An 18,286-nucleotide genomic window follows, 5' to 3' on the forward strand; every position below is an offset into this window, starting at 1 on the left:
AATAATAAAAAGCTAGAAGAACAAAAGGTTCTTATAGCTTTTTTAAAAAATATTCTATTTCCTTTTGCCCTATTATAAAAAGCTCACCAAGAAAGAGAATGGGCATTCTCATCTGACAGTGCTACATTTATTCAATAGTAGCCCCAGCAAATATTGCTTCGGCGATGCTACCTTTTAAATTAGTCATCGCGGCCTCTTTTTATAACAATATATATTAAATTTTATACAATAATAGCATAGAACAAGTAATAATGTCAAGAATTATTTTATACTTATAATTTTATAAATATATCTTTAATTCCATCTGATAAATAAATTTTATTATTTTTATCGATTATCAAACATTCAAAATCTTTCATAGAATTAATTATATGTAATGCTTTTTCTATTGAATAGGAAAATAATATTGTTGTCCATATTTCACAATCCAAAGATTTATTGGCAATCACACTTACACTTGCAATTTCATTTTTTATGGGGTAACCAGTCAAACTATCAAAAATATAATGATATTTTTCTCCATTAAAATTTAATACTCTTTCATAAATTCCAGAAGTTACAACTGACTTATCTTTAATAGGAATTACTCCTAGTAAATTACCCCTGTTTTCTTTAGAGTTTTGAATGCCAACTAAGCAGAAACCATGATTATTTTTATAAGAAGTACCTAAAGTTAAAACATTACCACCTAAATCTATTATTCCTGATTTTACTCCTTTAGCCAGTAAATAATCTTTTATCTTATCAGCAAAATATCCCTTGGCTAAAGCTCCCAAATCTATCTCCATATTTTTTTTACTTAAATAAATGCTACACTCATCTTCATTTAAAATTATATTTTCTAGGTCTATTAAAGATAGCACGTTTTTTATTTCAATGTCAGTCGGTTTTCTAGCTTCATCAAATCCTATTTTCCATAATTTAACTAACTTTCCTATGGCTATATTCAAAAAACGATTTGATGATATACTATATTTTTCCCTATACTTATTAATTAAAAATTAGTTTTTTACACACTACTTTTATGATAATTCTATATATTTATATGCACTTTGGGCTGCTACTGCTCCATCACTAGCAGCAGTAACTACCTGTCTTATTTCTTTTTGTCTTACATCACCAGCAACGAAAATTCCAGGAATTGATGTTGCTAAGTGTTCATCTGTTGGAATGTATCCGTAAGAATCTAATATTCCTAAACTTTCAAAATCTTTTGTTTGAGGCATCATACCTACATATATAAAAATTCCGTCAGCATCAAGACTTGTTATCTCTCCACTTTTAACATTTTTAATATCTATGGAATTCACTTTTCTTTCTCCTTTTATGGCAAGTGCTATACTATCCCAACAAAATTCTATATTTTCTTTTTTAAAAGCTCTATCTTGCAATATTTTTTGGGCACGTAATTCATCTCTTCTATGCACAACCGTAACTTTATTTACTAAATTTGCTAGATATAAAGCTTCTTCAATAGCAGAATCCCCACCGCCAATAACTACAACATTTTTATTTCTAAAAAATGCTCCGTCACAAACTGCACAGTAAGAAACACCCTTACTAGAAAATTCTTTTTCTCCTGGTATTCCAAGTAATCTTGCTTCTGTACCTGTTGCAATAATTACAGTTTTAGACTTATATTCTTTTTCTCCAGCTATTAGTATTTTAATATCATTTTCAAGTCTAATATTTGTTATTTCTCCAAATGTAAACTCTGTTCCGAATTTTTTAGAATGTTCAAACATTTTTTCTGAAAGTTCAGGTCCTGTAATTTCTTCGTAGCCTGTATAATTTTCAATTTCAGCTGTAGAAAGCATTTGTCCCCCAGGATATTTTTTTTCAATCATTAAAACTGAAAGGTTGGCTCTACTTGCATATATAGAAGCAGTCATCCCAGCTGGTCCTGCACCAATAATTATTAAATCATATATTTTTTCCATTATCTTCTCCAAAAATTTAACTATTAATATATAATAATTTATCTTGTTTATTTATTAGTCTGTTATAGATAAAATACGTAATTCCTAAAATTATAAAGATTATAGAAACTATTTGAGACACTCTAAATAAACCTATATAAAGAGAATCTGTTCTCATACCTTCTACTATAAATCTTTCTACCCCATATAAAATCATATACAATGAAAATACTTCACCTGAATATAATTTTTTTCTAATACTAAATAAAATTATAAATGAAATAAAGCACCACAAACTTTCATATAAAAATGTTGGCTGTCTGTAATTACCATTTATATACATATTATTTATTATAAATTCAGGTATGTGTAGATTTTGTAAAAATTCTTTGTTTACAATTTCTCCGTATGCTTCATGGTTGAAAAAATTTCCCCATCTTCCAAACATTTGCCCTATAAGTAAGCTAGGAGCTATAATGTCCAACAACTTTATTAGTTTTAAATTATTTCTCTTAGAAAAATATATTAAAACTAAAAGTCCTCCAATAAGACCTCCATATATGGCTATACCACCGTCCCATATAGCTACTATTTCTGATTTATTTTGAGAGTAATAATCCCATCTAAATATTACATAATAAGCTCTAGCAAATATAAATGCTACTGGGATAGCAATTAGTAATAAGTCTAACATTTTATCTTTTATTACCCCTAGCTTCCTAGCTTCTATTTCTGCCACATAATAAGCGACAAATATAGTAAGAGAAATTATTATTCCATACCAATAAACTGGGTGCCCAAACAATTCAAAAGCTATTGGATTTAAAAAAATATTCAACATAACTTAATCTCCTTTTTTATTTTTAATTTCATCTTTTAAACGATTTGCAAACTCTTGAGATGTATTTATACCCATTTTATTTAATCTAAAATTCATAGCTGCAGATTCTATTATAATTGCAACGTTTCTTCCTGGGCTAACTGGAATAACTTTTTTTTCTACCTTAGTATTATGAATTAATCTATATTCATTGTATAAACCCAATCTATCATAATTTTTAGACTTGTCCCAAGATTCTAAATGAATATTTAAGTTTACGACTTTATCTTCTCTAACAGCTCCAGTTCCAAACAAAGTCATAACATTTATAATTCCTAACCCTCTTATTTCTAATAAGTTTTTTATTATAGGAGAACCGCATCTTCCAATTAAAAATCCATTATCTAATTCTTTTATATCTACCCTATCATCAGCAATAAGTCTATGCCCTCTTTTTATTAATTCTAAAGCAATTTCACTCTTGCCGATACCACTTTCACCAGTTATGAGAACTCCTATACCATATACTTCTATAAATACGCCATGCACAGAAATTTCAGGAGCAAATTCTCTACTTAGAATATAGGTCAACTTAGCTATAATCCTTGTTGTAGGCATATCACTTCTTAATATTGGAGTTCCATATCTAATAGCTGCTTCTAATAAGGCTTCTGGCACATCTAAACTTCTTGAAATTATTATACATGGAGTTTTTCGTGTACAAAGCATTCTCATTCTAGCTTTTTTTTCTTTTTCACTCAAAAGATTAAAAAACGATAATTCTGTTTCTCCTAAAACTTGAACTCTAGTAGGATTGTAATATGAAAAATATCCAGCTAGCTCCAGAGAAGGTCTTGATATATCAGCAGATTCTATTTCTCTGTCAAGACAAGTTTCACCAGTAATAACTTCTAAATTTAATTTTTCTATTATATCTTTTGTTACAACTCTTCCCATAAATCTCCTACTTAATTCTCTTTATTATTATTTTTCTATCCCTACTATTTATAAATAAATTGAATATTGATATAAATATTGCTAATCCCAGTGCTGAACCAAAAGAACTAATTATAAAATGTGGATTTAGAACATTTGAAACTAACAAAATAATAATTGCATTTATTATAACTATAAAAAATCCAAAAGTCATAATTATTGGTACAATACTCATAAATAAAAATACAGGTCTAATAAATTTATAAAACAAAGTTATTAAACTAGCACCGTATAAAGCGTATATCGGACTTTCTATATATAAACTTTGTTTGAAGAATCCAGCAAAAGCCAAGACTATAAGAAAATTTATTAACATACTTTTTAATATAGATAATAAAGATGGTATTTGATATTTATTCATATTTCTCCATTCTATTTATTGAACTCTTCTGTGATTGGTGGAACAACTTGTTTTTTTCTTGATACAACACCTTTTAAGGTCATTAAATTATTTTCTAAACTTTTTCCAAATGCTGAAGCAACTTTTTCTTTTTTATCTCCTAAAACTAAAACTTCAGAATCAGAAGTTAAAATGTTAGTAACAACAAAAACGAAGGCTGACAAGCTTTTATTAGAAATTTCTTGATAAATTGTTTCTTCCAATTCTTTTTGTCTGTCTGTAACTTCTTTAGTGTCTATTGTATTTATTTGTGCAATAACCAATTTATCATTATTCAAAATAAATTCTTTAGCATCTACATCTATTAATTCTTTTATAGTTTTATCTTTAGTGTTTGCTCCTGCTTTTAACATTGCAAGCCCATATTCTTCTAAATTAATTCCTGCTATTTTAGCTAAATCTTCAGCGGCTATCTTGTCTCTAAGTGTACAAGTTGGTGATTTAAATAATAAAGAATCTGAAATAATAGCAGATAGCATTAAACCTGCCATTGTCTTATTAATATCTATACCTTGTTCTTCATATATTTTTTTTAGTATTGTTGCTGTACATCCTAATGGCTCTGCCCTGAAATATAGGGGAACTGCCGTTTCAAAATTTGCAATTTTATGGTGGTCAATAACTTCTTTAATAACTGCTTTTTCTATCCCAACAACTGACTGTTGCATCTCATTATGGTCTACCAAAATAACTTTTTGACCTTCAGTTACTTCTGTAACTATTCTTGGTACATCTACTCTAAAATATTCTAAGGAATATCTTGTTTCATCATTTATTTCACCTAATACAACAGCTTCTGTATCCATACCTTGTAATCTTTTTAAATTATTATATACTATTGCTGAACATACTGTGTCAGTATCAGGATTTTTGTGTCCGAATATTAAAACTTCACTCATAAGTAAACTCCTTTAATTTTGATTTTATTATAAACTTTTTTTTGCTAAACTTAGATCTATATGACAATATCCGTTAGGGTTTTTGTCTAAATATTTTTGATGATATTCTTCTGCGTCTATATAGTTAGCAACTTCTTCTACTTCTACAGCAATTTTTTCTGAAAAATTATTTTGCAGTTCTGCTATATATTTTTCAGCTTCATTTTTAGTTTCTTCGTCAATATAATAAATACCTGTTCGGTATTGTCTACCTACATCTGGACCTTGCTTGTTGATACTTACAGGGTCAATTATTCTAAAATAATGTCTTAAAATATCATTTAGACTTATAAGTTCATTGTCATATTCTAAATAAATTACTTCAGCGTGGTCAGTTTTTTTAATTTTTTTGTAATTTGTTACTTGAGTTTTACCGTTACTGTAACCAACTCGTGTTTTTACAACACCTTTTAATTGTTGAAAGTAACCTTCTACACCCCAAAAACAACCACCTGCTAAATAAATATTTTTTATCATAAAATTCTCCTTACTTTATATTAATATGTGTTTCTTCAAATTTTCTTTCTTCTATTCTGTAATTATATAAAATAGCATTAATTTCTGCTCCTATTATTAGTATATAACCTGTAAAATACAGCCAAATTATGAACAACATGATAGCACCTATTGAGCCGTATGTTTTTATGTAATTTGAAAAATGGTCAATGTAGTATCCAAATAATTTACTTATAACAATCCAAGATAAAGAAGAAAATAAAGCTCCGTTGACAGCAATTTTAAAGGGTATTTTTATATTTGTTGCTAACATATATAAAACAGTGAAAATAAAAAATGTTAGCAATAAGGGAATTAAGTAGGTTATATAATTCCACAAATTGTAAAATCCTTCATCAAAACTTAGTTTGTGAAATAATAACCATGTAATTTGTCTACCGAAAACCAATAGTAGTAACATAATAAACATTGCTATCATTAATATTACTGTGAAAAATACGCTAATAAATTTGACTGTAAGCCACATACGTTCTTCCTTAACCCTAAAAGCTATATTAAAAGCATACATAAGACCATAAATCCCATTGGAAGCCGACCAAAGAGAAAATAAAATACCTAAGGTCAAGATAGTATCATTTTTATTATTCAATACTTCACTAATCATTCCAAAAATATATTCTCCCAAAACACCAGGTGCTATTGCTTCTATTTTATTCAATAAATAATCTTGATTGATATTAAAATATGGTGTTAATGCTAGTGCCACTAAAAACATAGGTAACAATGATAAAATAAAATAGTAGCTAAGATTAGCAGATATTAAAGAAATTTCATCGTGCATAATTCTATAATATAATTCTTTTGCAAATTTTTTTAATGTTAATTTATTTTTTGGTTCTTCTTCAGCAAAAGAATAATTTTTATCTGGTATCAGCATACTACAATAAAACTTCAACTACTTTTTTTGCTAGAGGATAATATTTTACAAGATTAGAAATTTTTAATTTTTTATTTTTCTTTTTATATTTTTTACTATCCACTACAACAAAGTTTTTGTCTTCTAAATATTTTGAATATCTATTTATTTTTTCTAGTTCATTTGATGAATATTTTTCTTTTTTCTTTCCTGCTAATGAATAAACTGCAACCCCAATTAAAGCAAGATTTACCAAGTGTTTTTTATTCATAATTTCCTCCTAGTTTTTATTTAATAATAGTTTTAAAATTATAGACTATTTCAATAAATTATACCATTATATGACCTATGTTTCAAATTTATTTAATTTTTATAAAAAAACCAATGCAATAATGCATTGGTTTAAAATTATTTGCTTAAGCTTGATTTATATCTAGCTGCTGCATTTTTATGAATAAGGTTAGTTTTAGCAGCTTTATCAATTTTTTTGAAAGCTAGGTTTACTAATTCTGCAGAATTATCAGCACCATCAGCTTTTGCTAATTTAGCTTTTTTTATTGCTGTACGCATTTCAGATTTTTTTGATGAATTAGAAGCGTTAATTTTTGTATCTTTTCTTACACTCTTAACTGATGATTGAATATTTGGCACTATCTTCACCTCCCACTACAATTTTATATTACTAAGAAATATTAATTAATATTCTTAATTACGAATAATTAAGATGTTGTTAAGTACAACTATCTAATTATAGCAAATAATATTTTATATTTCAATAATTTTTTTAGAATTAATATTTACATTTTTAAGATAATTTTTCTATGAGTTTATTTATAAGCAAATCTAAAACAAGATATTTATCCATATAAGAATATTTTAATTGTTTATCATATTCTTTACATATTATGATAGTTTCCATTAAATTATCAAGACTATATTTATAAACCGCTTCTACTGCAAGTTCCACCCTATAAGGATGTATTTTTAATTTTGCTGCTATATCTTTTTGAGCAAAATTTTCCTGTAATAACATTTTTACCTTATAATAAACTCTAAGTTGGGAGGCTATCAAAGATAAAAGTAGTATCGGTTCTTCTCCTTTAAGTTTCAAAGAATTAAAAACATTTCTTAGTTCTATATAATTTTTTTTGAATAGTTCATTAGTTAATGCAAATACGTCATACTCCCTACTTCTAATTACTATATTTTCAATATCTTCTTTCCTTACCTCTTTTTTATCAAAACAATAGAGTTCTAATTTTTCTAATTCTTTTTTTACTCCTGCAAAATCCATTTTACTAAAGACAACTAAAAAATTAGCATCGTGTTTTGAGATATTAATTTTTTTAGATTTTAAGTAAGTAATTATATAGTTTTCTAATTCTTTTTCCTTAAAATCTTTAAATTCTTTTATTTCACCTATTTCTTTTATTTTTTTTACTACATTTTTTCTACTATCTATTTTATCTAGGACAGTAAAGATTAATAATATTTCTTCATTAAAATTATTCAAATAAGAAGAAAGTGCTTCTAGGTCATGTTCAAATTTTATTTTTTTTGCTTTGGTCTGTAAAAAAATACTATTTTCTGCCACTATAACTTTTTTATTTGAAAAAAATCCACTACTTTGGCATTCATATAACAGGTCTGAAATATTAGTTGTTTCCATATTAAATTTCAAATATGTAAAATTATCAATAGCTTTGCCTAAAAATTTTTCTGCCAAATTATTTTGAAAATCTAGCAATGCCTCCTTATTTTCTCCATATAATATATATATATTTTTCATTAATTTTATTCCTTGTTTACATTATTTTAAAATTAAAATTTTCATCAAAATTTTCTAAAATTAATCCGTCTATATTATAAACCTTATTATTTTTTAAAATTTCTACTTTAATATCCAAAAAAATTGCCAGGTCTATTATTTCTTTTACGCTTTCTTTATCTTCTATTTGCTGGGTAACTAATAATTTTTTAATAAGTTTTTTAGCTAGAAGATTTTTAGCAAAACCTATATCTGCTTTTTTATCCTTGCTTAGTATTAGAAAATCTACACTATAAATAGCTTCATAATTAAATAATAAATTATATTCGTTCATTATATCATAATCTTCTCTTTTTTTTCTAAAATCGCTGTAAAAATTTCGCTGATTAGCCGAGCTATTTATAAGAAAAGAAATATTATTATTTTTTATAAAGGCTACATCTCTATTGGCTATTTTTAAATTTTCTATTCTATTGAAATTATTAAATTTAGGAATTAATAATAAAAAGCAAATTAATATAGTTGTTAATAAAATAAATGTTTTATACTTATATTTATTTAAGTATATCAATATTAATATGACAAATATCAAAATTATATAAGCAGTGTAATTATTTATATGTCCTACTTTAATAATAAATAATAATTTAGTAAAAACTTCTTCTAACTTATCATTAATATAAAAAACTATATTTAATAAGGGAACACATAATCCATTAAATAAATCTAAAGAAATTAATGATATTAAATAGCTAATTATAACTAAAGGAAATACTATTAGGGTGAAATATGGAACGAATAACAAATTACTAAAAATTGAAATATATGAAAATACATAAAAATTATATATTAAAATAGGTAAACTTGCTAAACCAGATACAAGACTTATCTTAAATATTTTACCTATATTACTCTTAGAATTATTTATAAAATCACTTGACATTATCAAACAAAAAGTAATAAAAAATGAAAATTGAAAACCTAAATTATATAAATAAAGCGGATTATATAAGAGCATTATTACAAAACTTAATAATAAAGAATTAATGCTAGACATATTTTTCTTAATACATAGCATATAAATAAGAAGCATACAAACTGCCCTTATAACTGACGGACTTGCTCCAGCTAAGATAATATATATGGGTAAAAATATAAAAATTATTTTATTTATTGCTTGTTCTGATAGTCCTAGTCTTCTAAATATAAAGTATATTAGCCAAACTACTAATGCAATATGTAAACCAGATATAGCCAGTAAATGATTAATACCCAAGTTAGAAAAATTATTTTTTTCTTCTCTTGATAAATTACTTTTTTCTCCAAAAATTAAGGCTTCAAAATAACCTTGTTTGTCAAATTTAATATTTTCTTCTATATTTTTAATCGCCTTATTTCTCAATAATTTTATGTTTTTATATATACCATCAACTTTTTCATCTATATTTAATATTTCTTCTATCTGTATATTTTTAAAAATTCCTTGTTTTTCACAATAGGTCTTATAGTCAAATGAATAGAAATTATTTTTTTCTTTTATATCTGAAATGCTAGCCTTTGTTTGTAAAAGTCCTCCCTTAAAATTATGCCTAAAATAATTTTTTTCTTTTTCACTTTTTATTTTATAATTTATATTTACAACTTCTCCATTTACAGAACCTATTGTTTTTAAATGGTCTCCATTAATATAAATATTATCTACAATTTCTATTTTTATATCTACATTTTCTGAATTTTGTAAGATTGAAACATTATTTGAAATAATAAAATTTGTTCTAATAAAAAAAACTAAAAAAACTAATATTAATTTTATAGTTTCTTTAGTAGTTATTTCTTTTTTATTTAAAAATATTAAAAAACAAAGTAAGGCTAGTACTAATAATGATGTAATTTTATTAATATTTAATAAGATAGATGCTAATGCTACTAAAGCCAGTAAAAAATTTTTCATTTGCTTTTACTCTTTCAACATTCTCTCAACAACTAATTTTGGATTGTATTCAATCTTACGAACTTTTATTTTAGATTTTTCTAGCAATTCTTTGGCATATTCATTATTTCTGTAATCATTAGCATAACAAATTTCTTTTATTCCAGCTTGAATAATTGCTTTTGTGCAATTTAAACATGGAAAATGAGTAACGTATATAGTCCCAAACTCTGTTGACACTCCGAATTTAGCACATTGTAAAATAGCATTAATTTCTGCATGAATGGTACGCACACAATGTCCTTCTACAACTTTACAGCCAGTGTCTATACAATGTTCATCTCCTTTAATCGAACCGTTGTATCCACCTGCAACAATTCTTTTATCTCTGACTATAGTTGCACCTACACTTAATCTGCTACAAGTAGACCTAAGCGATAATAAATGACTTTGTGCCATAAAATATTCGTCCCAACTAATTCTATCTTCCATAATATTTCTCCTTAAACATCAATTTCATCTTTTATATTTTCAAAAGTTCCCTTTCCTATCCCTTTTACTTTCGTTATATCTTCTTTTTTATTAAATATTCCCTTGTTTTTTCTGTATTCAATTATTGCTTTTGCCTTAGTTTCTCCTATGCCACTTATTTTCATAAGTTCTTCTTTACTAGCCCTATTTATATTTATAATTTTTTTGTTACTGTCGCTAGAATTTTGCTGAGCTTCTTCCCCTTGTTTTGGTATTAAAATTAGCATTTGGTCATGAACTTTTTGACTAAGATTTACAGAACTTATATCAGCATCTGAAGTTAGTCCTCCAGCCATATCAATTACTTCTTTTATACGAGTATTATTTTCGCATTCATAAAGACCTGGCTTATTAACTTGTCCTTTGATATCTACAAAAATTTTTTCCTGTTTTATTTCTTCTTTTTTTAAATCTTCCTTATTTCCTACTACATATTCGCTAATATTTTTATTGGTATCTATACTTTTGCTATTATTAAAAAATAAGAAAAATATGATTACAGAAAAAATTACACTTGTAAATAAGGCTAGGAAAATTTCTTTTATATTTTCTTTAATAAAAACTATTATTTCTTCTTTATTATATTTCATATTTATCACCTACTATTTCTAAAATAATTATAATATAATAGAATTTTACTGTCAAAATATTTCGGCTTAATAAAGACAATAAAATTTATAAAAATTGAGTGTTCATTACTTTTATGTTACAATGTAATGAAAATAATAAACGAGGTGGTATGCTTGAATAATATATATTTAGATTACGCAGCTTCATCATTAAAACATTTTGACATATATAAAAAAATGATTGACATCTTAGAAAATGAATATGCAAATCCTAGTAGCCCACATAAATTAGGAAAAAAAAATGCTAAATTATTAGAAGAGGCTAGAAAAAAAATAGCTACTTCTATCAATGCAAGTTCTGAAAAAATAATTTTTACATCTGGTGGCACAGAAGCAAATAACATGGTATTTAATCATGTAGCAAAAGAATTTAGTGGTGGTGATATTATAATTTCTAGTGTCGAACACCCTTCAGTAAGAGAATATGCTGAAAAATTAAAAAAAAATAATTTCAATATAATTAAGTTAAAAGTAAATAAAAATGGTCTTATTGATATAGCAGAATTAAAAGAAAAAATATCTGAAAAAACTGTTTTAATATCAATAATGTTTGCAAATAATGAAACGGGAATAATTCAACCCATAAAAGAAATTGGAAAAATTGCCAAAGAAAAAAATATTTTATTTCATAGCGATATAGTGCAAGCATACTGCAAAACACAAATAGATGTTCAGGAGTTAAACCTAGATTTTGCATCAGTTTCTGCTCATAAAATAGGTGCTACAAATAATTTTGGATTTTTATATACAAAATCTCAAAAAATCAATCCTTTTATAATTGGTGGCGGACAAGAAAAAGGTATGCGTTCAGGAACAAGCGATATTTTTGGAGCTATGGTTCTTGCAAAGTGTATAGAAGAAACTGAAAAATCTATAAGTAATATTCAAATATTAAAAAATTATTTCTTAAAATCATTGGCAGAAAAAAATATTGATTTTGAAATTAATGGCGACCATAATAATTCTCTTCCAAATATATTAAATATCTATTTTAAAAACATTCAAGCCCAAAGACTTATAACATATTTGGACATAAACAATATATATATTTCTGGAGGTTCTGCTTGTAGTTCAGGAAATATAAAGGGCAGTAAAATTATTGCAGATATGTTTGATGAAAAAAGAGCTGAACATTCTGTAAGAATAAGTTTAGGTTTTGATACAAAAAAAGAATATGTAAACACAGTAGTAGAAAAAATAAAAATACTAGAAGAAAAAATAATTAGTAGAGGTTAATAATGCAAGGTAAAAAAGTTATTGTCGGTATGAGTGGTGGTGTTGATTCGTCCGTAGCAGCATACCTACTAAAAGAACAAGGCTATGATGTAGTCGGTGTATTTATGAAAAACTGGGAAGAAAAAGACGAAAATGGAGTCTGTACTTCTGAAAAAGATTATGAAGATGTTATTAAAGTTTGCGAACAACTAGATATTCCATATTATTCCATTAATTTTGAAAAAGAATATTGGGATAAGGTCTTTACATATTTTTTAGATGAATATAAAAAAGGGAGAACTCCTAATCCAGATATAATGTGTAATAAAGAAATAAAATTTAAAGTATTTTTAGATTACGCCTATGACCTTGGAGCAGATTATGTTGCAACAGGTCATTACGCTCATACAATAAAAAAAGATGGAGAAGTAGTCTTATTAAGAGGTCTTGATAGTAATAAAGACCAAACTTATTTTCTAAATCAACTAAGTCAAAATCAACTAAAAGATATTTTATTTCCTATTGGTGAATTAGAAAAATGGCAGGTTAGAGAAATAGCAGAAAAAGTAGGATTAGCTACTGCCAAGAAAAAAGATTCTACTGGTATCTGCTTTATTGGAGAAAAAAAATTCAAAGAATTTCTAAGTAAATACCTGCCCGCACAAAAAGGTAAAATAGTTGACTTGCAAGGAGTAGAAAGAGGACAACACTACGGTTTAATGTATTACACCATAGGACAAAGACATGGTCTTGGTATTGGAGGAACTAAAGATACTGATGGCGAACCATGGTTTGCATGTGGCAAAGATTTAGAAAAAAATATTCTCTACGTTTGCCAAGGTTTCCACAATGAAACTTTGTACTCTGATAGTTTATTAGCAAGTTCACTATCATTTACTTCAAATAAAATTTCAGAAACTACTTTTACTTGTACGGCTAAATTCAGATATAGACAAGCTGATACAAAAGTAAGAGTACAAATATTAGAAAATAATACCGTAAAAGTTATTTATGATGAGCCAGTTCGTGCCGTAACTCCAGGTCAAGCAGTTGTATTTTACCAAGACGATGTTTGTCTTGGTGGTGCTATTATTGATGAAGTATATAAGGACAATAAAAAAATGAAACTATAATCTTATAGTTTCATTTTTTATTTTTAATTATTTTTAATAATTAATTTTAAAAATAATTAAAAGTTCAAAAACTTTTTCTAACTATCTTAAATTTTTATTTGCTATAAATTATTTAAAATAAAATTTTAATATTGATTATTTTTTATATCCTCTAAATTAAGAGTTGATTTTGCATTGAGTAATAAGGGATTTGCAAAAATATTATTTTTGTAATAATAGTAACCTACTGCCCCCATCATAGCCGCATTATCGCTACAATATTCCATACTAGGTATTAAAATTTCTATTACAAAATTACTAGCTAAATTTTTCATACTTTCTCTTAAATCACTATTTCCTGCTACACCGCCAGCAAGTATTAATTGCCTTATATTAAAATTTTTAATAGCTTTTTTGGTTTTACTTTCTAAGATATCAATCACTGCTGTTTGAAAACTTTTAGCTAAGTCTTCTTTAATTATATTTTCTCCCCTTTGTTTTGCATTATGAATAATATTTATTACTGCCGATTTCATACCAGAAAAACTAAAATTATAGTCATCACTATCAATCATTGCTCTAGGTAAATTATAAGTATCTTTTCCTAATTTTGATAATTTGTCTACTTTAGGTCCACCCGGATATTCTAATTCTAGCTGGCGAGCAACCTTATCGTAGGCTTCTCCTACTGCATCATCTTGTGTATTACCTATAATTTCAAATTCTAATTCATCTTTTAGTAAGACTAATTCTGTATGCCCCCCACTGACTACTAAAGCAAGAGAAGGATAAATAATATTATTTTCTATGTTATTGACATAAATATGCCCTGCTATGTGATGAGCGGCTATAAGTGGTTTGTCTAAAGTATAACTTAAAGTTTTTGCTACATTAACTCCTACTAAAAGTGAACCTATTAATCCTGGACCTTGAGTTACACAAATAGCATCTATTTTATCAAGACTTATTTTCGCATCTTCTAAACTTTGGCTAATAACTTGTATTATTACTTCTATATGTTGCCTACTAGCTATTTCTGGAACTACACCACCATATTGTTTATGCGTGCTTATTTGACTACTAACAATATTTGATAAAACTTCTCTGCCATTTCTTACAACAGCGACACTGGTTTCATCACAACTAGTTTCAATCGCTAAAATATTAATATCCATTTCCAAATTCCCTTATCATTATATAAGCATTTTCTCTATTATTTTGATAATAATTTTCTCGCCTTCCGATAATATCAAATCCTGCCCTCGTATAAACTTTTATCGCCTTAGCATTACTTTCTCTAACTTCTATTGTTGCTTTTTTAGCATTTTTAGTTGCATATAATTGCATGATATAAATTAAAAATAATTGCCCTAATTTTTTATCTTGATGTGGTTTGTCTATGACTATTTTGTTTATTTGATATTCATCTACAGCATACCAGCCACCACAAAATCCTAAAATTTCATCATCATTAAAAAGTCCGTAATATTCAGAATTTTCATGTTCTAATTCTTTTTTAAACATTTCTCTTGACCAAGGGTCATCAAAATTTTGACTATCAATTTCTAAAAGTCTATCTAAATTTTCTACGCCTACTTTATTTATTTTTATCATTAATTAAATTCCTTTCTGCCTCTGTTAGTCGTAAATAACTTGGTAAGGCATTATAATAATCTGTCGCTAGTACATAATCTTTTACATAAATATAATTTTTAGCAAGTGTATGCTTATCTTTTAAAATATAATCTACATTCAGTTTAGAATAATCAAACTTATTTACATCACTACCAACAAAAATAATTTCCCTATTTAAGTTATTTACAAAATCAAATATAAACTCAATAGAATAGTAATTTTCTTCTAAAATTTCTTTGCCATCTAAATATGCTACCGCATAAACGTTACCTCTTCTACCATCAATTAAAGGCACAACAACTTTGTTGTAACTTTCATTTACTACACTTTGTAATCTTAGTGTAGATAAGGTTTTTATTGGTATGTTAAGGGCAAAAGATAAACTTTTAGCAACAGATAAAACAACTCTTAGAGCTGTGTAAGAACCCGGACCTCTTGTTGCTATTATTTCTGTTAAATCATTTTTTGTAAAACCTGATTTTTTTATCACATTATCTATTTCTAATAAAATAATTTCAGATAAGTTTCTTTTGCATTCAATATTATATTCAGAAATCAAAGTATCATTCCTAAAACAAGCAATAGATAGATGACCATTAGAAGCATCTAATATTAAGCTAACCATTGTTCAATTAAATTCCTTTCTAATTTTTCATAATACTCACCCTTAGAAAAAATTGTAACTTCTCTTAGGTCATTATTAAATTGAATTTTTATACTCAGTCTTTCCCTAGGTAAAAAATCTTCTATAAATTCTGCCCATTCAATAACACAAATATTATTTTCATAAAAAATTTCTTCAAAACCTAAATCTTCTTCACTATTTTCTAATCTATAAGCATCTATATGATAAAAATTAATTTTATCGGTAGTATATTCTTTAAGAATATTGAATGTTGGAGAATTAACTGTATCTTTTATCCCCAGATGTTTTGCAAAATATTTTGTAAAAGTTGTTTTCCCGGTAGCCAAATCTCCACTAAGTGTTAGCAATAATTTTTCATCAGTTTCTTTTGCCAAAATTCTTGCAAGTTTTTCTGTATCTTCCATATTTTTTAAAATTATCTTAGTCATATAATTCACCTTTTTATATACTCTACTAGCTATAATATTATATACTAGTCCCAGCTTTTTTTCAATGTTGCATACAAGACTACTACTTATAGAAAAATAACTAATTTTATGTTATCATATTTTAGAAATAAAATTTAGGAGTTTGAAATGAATAAAAAATTATACGCTATATTATCACTTATTTTTACGATAGCTTTAGTTTTCACTTTTTATATTTTTAAAAATCCAGATGTAGTTAATATTGACAAAGTAAAGCCAGGAAACATAAATGGAATAAATGTAAAGGGAGATACTACAAGATATGAGGTTAAATTTATTAAAAAAGTAGACGGCGATACTATAAAAGTTAAGTTTAATGGACAAGATTTGACAGTAAGATACTTAAATATAGATACACCCGAAACAGTTAAAAAAAATACTCCTGTCCAAGAATATGGTCCAGAAGCAAGTGAATATAACGGAAAAATTTTAGCAAATGCAAAAAAAGTAGAACTAGAATTTGATGTCAAACAAAAATTAGATAAATATGGTAGAGCCTTAGCCTATGTTTATGCAGACGGTAAACTTGTGCAAGAAGAATTGTTAAAAGAAGGATTGGCAGAAATAAAATATGTTTATGAACCTGACACTAGATATCTTGATATTTTGAAAAAAGCACAAAATCAAGCCAAGAGTAATAAAAAAAATCTTTGGAGCAAATAAAAATTCTACAAGCAATTTAAAAAATATTTGTCATATTTTCTTTTTAATTATATAATAAATTTAATAAGCTAGAAAGGAGTAATATTGTGAAATTTTTAATTTCTTTATTCTGGGGATTTATATTCGCATTTATAGCTATATTTATAGTTTCATCTATCCTTGGTAGCAACGGAGTAAGTCAAGGTTTAACTATACAAAACTGTGCTATACTTGCTCTTGTTTTTGCAATAGGAGCTGCTGGTTTAGATAGTTTAATAAAGGTGAATAAAAAATAATATTAAATTAGAGCTGTGAAAACAGTTCTTTATTTTTATCTAAGGAGAATTTAAAATGAAAAATACTTTAGGGGCTATGTGCTATATAGATAATGGCGATGAATTTTTAATGCTGACAAGAAATAAAAAAGAAAATGATGTTCATGAGGGGTTAACCATAAGTGTAGGTGGTAAAATAGAAAATGGCGAAAGTCCAGAAGAATGTATTATTCGTGAAGTAAAAGAAGAAACAAATTTAGATATAACAAATCCGACACTAAGAGGAATAATAACTTTTCCTGATTTTGAACAAGGTGTTAATTGGTATACCTATGTCTTTACAGCAGAAAAATATTCTGGTCAAATGACAAAAAATTGTGATGAGGGAGATTTGATTTGGATAAAAAAAGAAGATATAAAAAATAGAAAAATTAATACTTGGGAAGGAGATTATATTTTTTTAGACTGGTTGATAGATAAAAAATCTTTCTTTTCAGCAAAGTTTGTATATAAAAACAAAAAATTAATTGAACACAGTGTGAATTTTTATTAGGAGTAAAATTATGAACATAAATGAAAAATTAACAAAAGAATTTATAGTAGATATAAGTCATAGTGCCAAAAATATTGGAAGTGGAGATTTAGATGTTCTCTCTACTCCTATGTTAGTCGCCTACATAGAAGAAACTTGCAAGGACTTATTAAATAAATATTTAGAAAAAGATTTGGGTTCTGTCGGTAGTAATATTAATATAAATCACCTAGCACCATCAAAAATTTCTTCAACAATTATAGTAGAAGCTACTATTAAAGAAATAAAAAAAGAAAAAATAATAACTTTCTTCGCTTTAGCTTACGAAAAAATAAATGATGACAAGAAAAAAATAGCGGACTGTTCTCACACTAGGGTTATAATAAATAATAAAAAATTCCTAGAAAAATTATAAAATTTATTTAATTACATATAATTTCCGAAAAAATAATATAAAAA

At 26.2% G+C, this 18,286-nt stretch carries 24 protein-coding genes and 1 riboswitch; of the genes, 6 read left to right on the forward strand and 18 right to left on the reverse strand.

Annotation, left to right across the window (positions count from 1 at the left end):
- Positions 1-71: 71 nt before the first annotated feature.
- Positions 72-206: riboswitch (Lysine riboswitch) on the reverse strand.
- A 66-nt stretch (positions 207-272) separates the two neighbouring features.
- From KMP11_RS05495 to KMP11_RS05560, 14 genes are all read right to left on the reverse strand, one after another.
- On the reverse strand, positions 273-995 hold the full coding sequence (locus KMP11_RS05495; RefSeq protein ID WP_371741375.1) for an FAD:protein FMN transferase: 723 nt from the start codon (positions 993-995) through the stop codon (positions 273-275).
- A gap of 27 nt (positions 996-1,022) precedes the next feature.
- Positions 1,023-1,943 carry a thioredoxin-disulfide reductase gene (gene trxB, locus KMP11_RS05500; protein ID WP_215755815.1) on the reverse strand — a complete coding sequence of 307 codons (921 nt, stop codon included), beginning with the start codon at positions 1,941-1,943 and terminating at the stop codon, positions 1,023-1,025.
- 13 nt (positions 1,944-1,956) lie between these two features.
- Entirely contained in the window at positions 1,957-2,760 is an 804-nt protein-coding gene (gene lgt / locus KMP11_RS05505; protein WP_215755735.1) for a prolipoprotein diacylglyceryl transferase, read from the reverse strand.
- 3 nt (positions 2,761-2,763) lie between these two features.
- Positions 2,764-3,696: an HPr(Ser) kinase/phosphatase gene (hprK, locus tag KMP11_RS05510; protein ID WP_215755734.1), complete on the reverse strand. Its 933-nt coding sequence runs from the start codon at positions 3,694-3,696 to the stop codon at positions 2,764-2,766.
- A 7-nt stretch (positions 3,697-3,703) separates the two neighbouring features.
- A complete protein-coding gene (locus tag KMP11_RS05515; RefSeq protein ID WP_215755733.1) occupies positions 3,704-4,096 on the reverse strand; it encodes a phage holin family protein in 393 nt (130 codons plus the stop codon).
- Between the two features lie 11 nt (positions 4,097-4,107).
- Positions 4,108-5,034 (reverse strand): manganese-dependent inorganic pyrophosphatase, encoded by a 927-nt coding sequence (locus KMP11_RS05520; RefSeq protein WP_216279664.1) that lies wholly within the window; start codon positions 5,032-5,034, stop codon positions 4,108-4,110.
- Between the two features lie 27 nt (positions 5,035-5,061).
- A complete protein-coding gene (gene msrA, locus KMP11_RS05525) occupies positions 5,062-5,550 on the reverse strand; it encodes a peptide-methionine (S)-S-oxide reductase MsrA (RefSeq protein WP_215755731.1) in 489 nt (162 codons plus the stop codon).
- A 10-nt stretch (positions 5,551-5,560) separates the two neighbouring features.
- Positions 5,561-6,466, reverse strand: coding sequence for a YihY/virulence factor BrkB family protein (locus KMP11_RS05530; RefSeq protein ID WP_215755730.1), 906 nt, complete (start codon positions 6,464-6,466; stop codon positions 5,561-5,563).
- A gap of 1 nt (position 6,467) precedes the next feature.
- The gene (locus KMP11_RS05535) at positions 6,468-6,716 is read right to left on the reverse strand and encodes a hypothetical protein (protein ID WP_215755729.1); all 249 of its coding nucleotides are present in this window, start codon (positions 6,714-6,716) and stop codon (positions 6,468-6,470) included.
- A 137-nt stretch (positions 6,717-6,853) separates the two neighbouring features.
- Positions 6,854-7,096, reverse strand: coding sequence for a 30S ribosomal protein S20 (gene rpsT, locus KMP11_RS05540; RefSeq protein ID WP_215755728.1), 243 nt, complete (start codon positions 7,094-7,096; stop codon positions 6,854-6,856).
- Positions 7,097-7,250: 154 nt separating this feature from the next.
- Positions 7,251-8,234 carry a DNA polymerase III subunit delta gene (gene holA, locus KMP11_RS05545; protein WP_215755727.1) on the reverse strand — a complete coding sequence of 328 codons (984 nt, stop codon included), beginning with the start codon at positions 8,232-8,234 and terminating at the stop codon, positions 7,251-7,253.
- A gap of 16 nt (positions 8,235-8,250) precedes the next feature.
- On the reverse strand, positions 8,251-10,164 hold the full coding sequence (locus tag KMP11_RS05550; protein ID WP_216279665.1) for a ComEC/Rec2 family competence protein: 1,914 nt from the start codon (positions 10,162-10,164) through the stop codon (positions 8,251-8,253).
- A gap of 6 nt (positions 10,165-10,170) precedes the next feature.
- Positions 10,171-10,635, reverse strand: coding sequence for a ComE operon protein 2 (locus KMP11_RS05555; protein WP_215755725.1), 465 nt, complete (start codon positions 10,633-10,635; stop codon positions 10,171-10,173).
- Between the two features lie 11 nt (positions 10,636-10,646).
- On the reverse strand, positions 10,647-11,264 hold the full coding sequence (locus tag KMP11_RS05560) for a helix-hairpin-helix domain-containing protein (RefSeq protein WP_216279666.1): 618 nt from the start codon (positions 11,262-11,264) through the stop codon (positions 10,647-10,649).
- Positions 11,265-11,408: 144 nt separating this feature from the next.
- On the opposite strand from KMP11_RS05560, the gene KMP11_RS05565 reads away from it, so the two are divergent.
- Entirely contained in the window at positions 11,409-12,539 is a 1,131-nt protein-coding gene (locus tag KMP11_RS05565) for a cysteine desulfurase family protein (protein ID WP_371741376.1), read from the forward strand.
- A gap of 2 nt (positions 12,540-12,541) precedes the next feature.
- Positions 12,542-13,651, forward strand: coding sequence for a tRNA 2-thiouridine(34) synthase MnmA (mnmA, locus tag KMP11_RS05570; protein ID WP_215755722.1), 1,110 nt, complete (start codon positions 12,542-12,544; stop codon positions 13,649-13,651).
- A 125-nt stretch (positions 13,652-13,776) separates the two neighbouring features.
- Here mnmA and tsaD read toward each other — a convergent pair whose 3' ends face one another.
- From tsaD to tsaE, 4 genes are read right to left on the reverse strand one after another with little or no spacing between them, the layout of a single operon-like run.
- Positions 13,777-14,811 (reverse strand): tRNA (adenosine(37)-N6)-threonylcarbamoyltransferase complex transferase subunit TsaD, encoded by a 1,035-nt coding sequence (gene tsaD / locus KMP11_RS05575; protein ID WP_371741331.1) that lies wholly within the window; start codon positions 14,809-14,811, stop codon positions 13,777-13,779.
- On the reverse strand, positions 14,795-15,244 hold the full coding sequence (rimI, locus tag KMP11_RS05580) for a ribosomal protein S18-alanine N-acetyltransferase (RefSeq protein ID WP_215755720.1): 450 nt from the start codon (positions 15,242-15,244) through the stop codon (positions 14,795-14,797). The genes tsaD and rimI overlap by 17 nt, the downstream gene beginning before the upstream one ends.
- A complete protein-coding gene (gene tsaB, locus KMP11_RS05585) occupies positions 15,228-15,890 on the reverse strand; it encodes a tRNA (adenosine(37)-N6)-threonylcarbamoyltransferase complex dimerization subunit type 1 TsaB (RefSeq protein ID WP_215755719.1) in 663 nt (220 codons plus the stop codon). The genes rimI and tsaB overlap by 17 nt, the downstream gene beginning before the upstream one ends.
- Positions 15,878-16,339 carry a tRNA (adenosine(37)-N6)-threonylcarbamoyltransferase complex ATPase subunit type 1 TsaE gene (gene tsaE, locus KMP11_RS05590; protein WP_215755718.1) on the reverse strand — a complete coding sequence of 154 codons (462 nt, stop codon included), beginning with the start codon at positions 16,337-16,339 and terminating at the stop codon, positions 15,878-15,880. The genes tsaB and tsaE overlap by 13 nt, the downstream gene beginning before the upstream one ends.
- Positions 16,340-16,486: 147 nt before the next feature.
- Between tsaE and KMP11_RS05595 the strand changes: the two genes are divergently transcribed.
- The 4 genes from KMP11_RS05595 (at position 16,487) to KMP11_RS05610 (ending at position 18,242) form a co-directional block, all read left to right on the forward strand.
- A complete protein-coding gene (locus KMP11_RS05595; protein ID WP_216279667.1) occupies positions 16,487-17,041 on the forward strand; it encodes a thermonuclease family protein in 555 nt (184 codons plus the stop codon).
- A gap of 86 nt (positions 17,042-17,127) precedes the next feature.
- Positions 17,128-17,316, forward strand: a complete 189-nt coding sequence (locus tag KMP11_RS05600; RefSeq protein ID WP_215755716.1) for a DUF2929 family protein — start codon at positions 17,128-17,130, stop codon at positions 17,314-17,316.
- 55 nt (positions 17,317-17,371) lie between these two features.
- On the forward strand, positions 17,372-17,848 hold the full coding sequence (locus KMP11_RS05605; protein ID WP_252344638.1) for an NUDIX hydrolase: 477 nt from the start codon (positions 17,372-17,374) through the stop codon (positions 17,846-17,848).
- Positions 17,849-17,858: 10 nt separating this feature from the next.
- Positions 17,859-18,242, forward strand: a complete 384-nt coding sequence (locus tag KMP11_RS05610; protein ID WP_215755715.1) for a thioesterase family protein — start codon at positions 17,859-17,861, stop codon at positions 18,240-18,242.
- Positions 18,243-18,286 lie beyond the last annotated feature (44 nt).

The sequence above is a fragment of the Gemella sp. zg-570 genome (assembly GCF_018866345.1).
In the GTDB taxonomy this organism is placed as follows: domain Bacteria; phylum Bacillota; class Bacilli; order Staphylococcales; family Gemellaceae; genus Gemelliphila.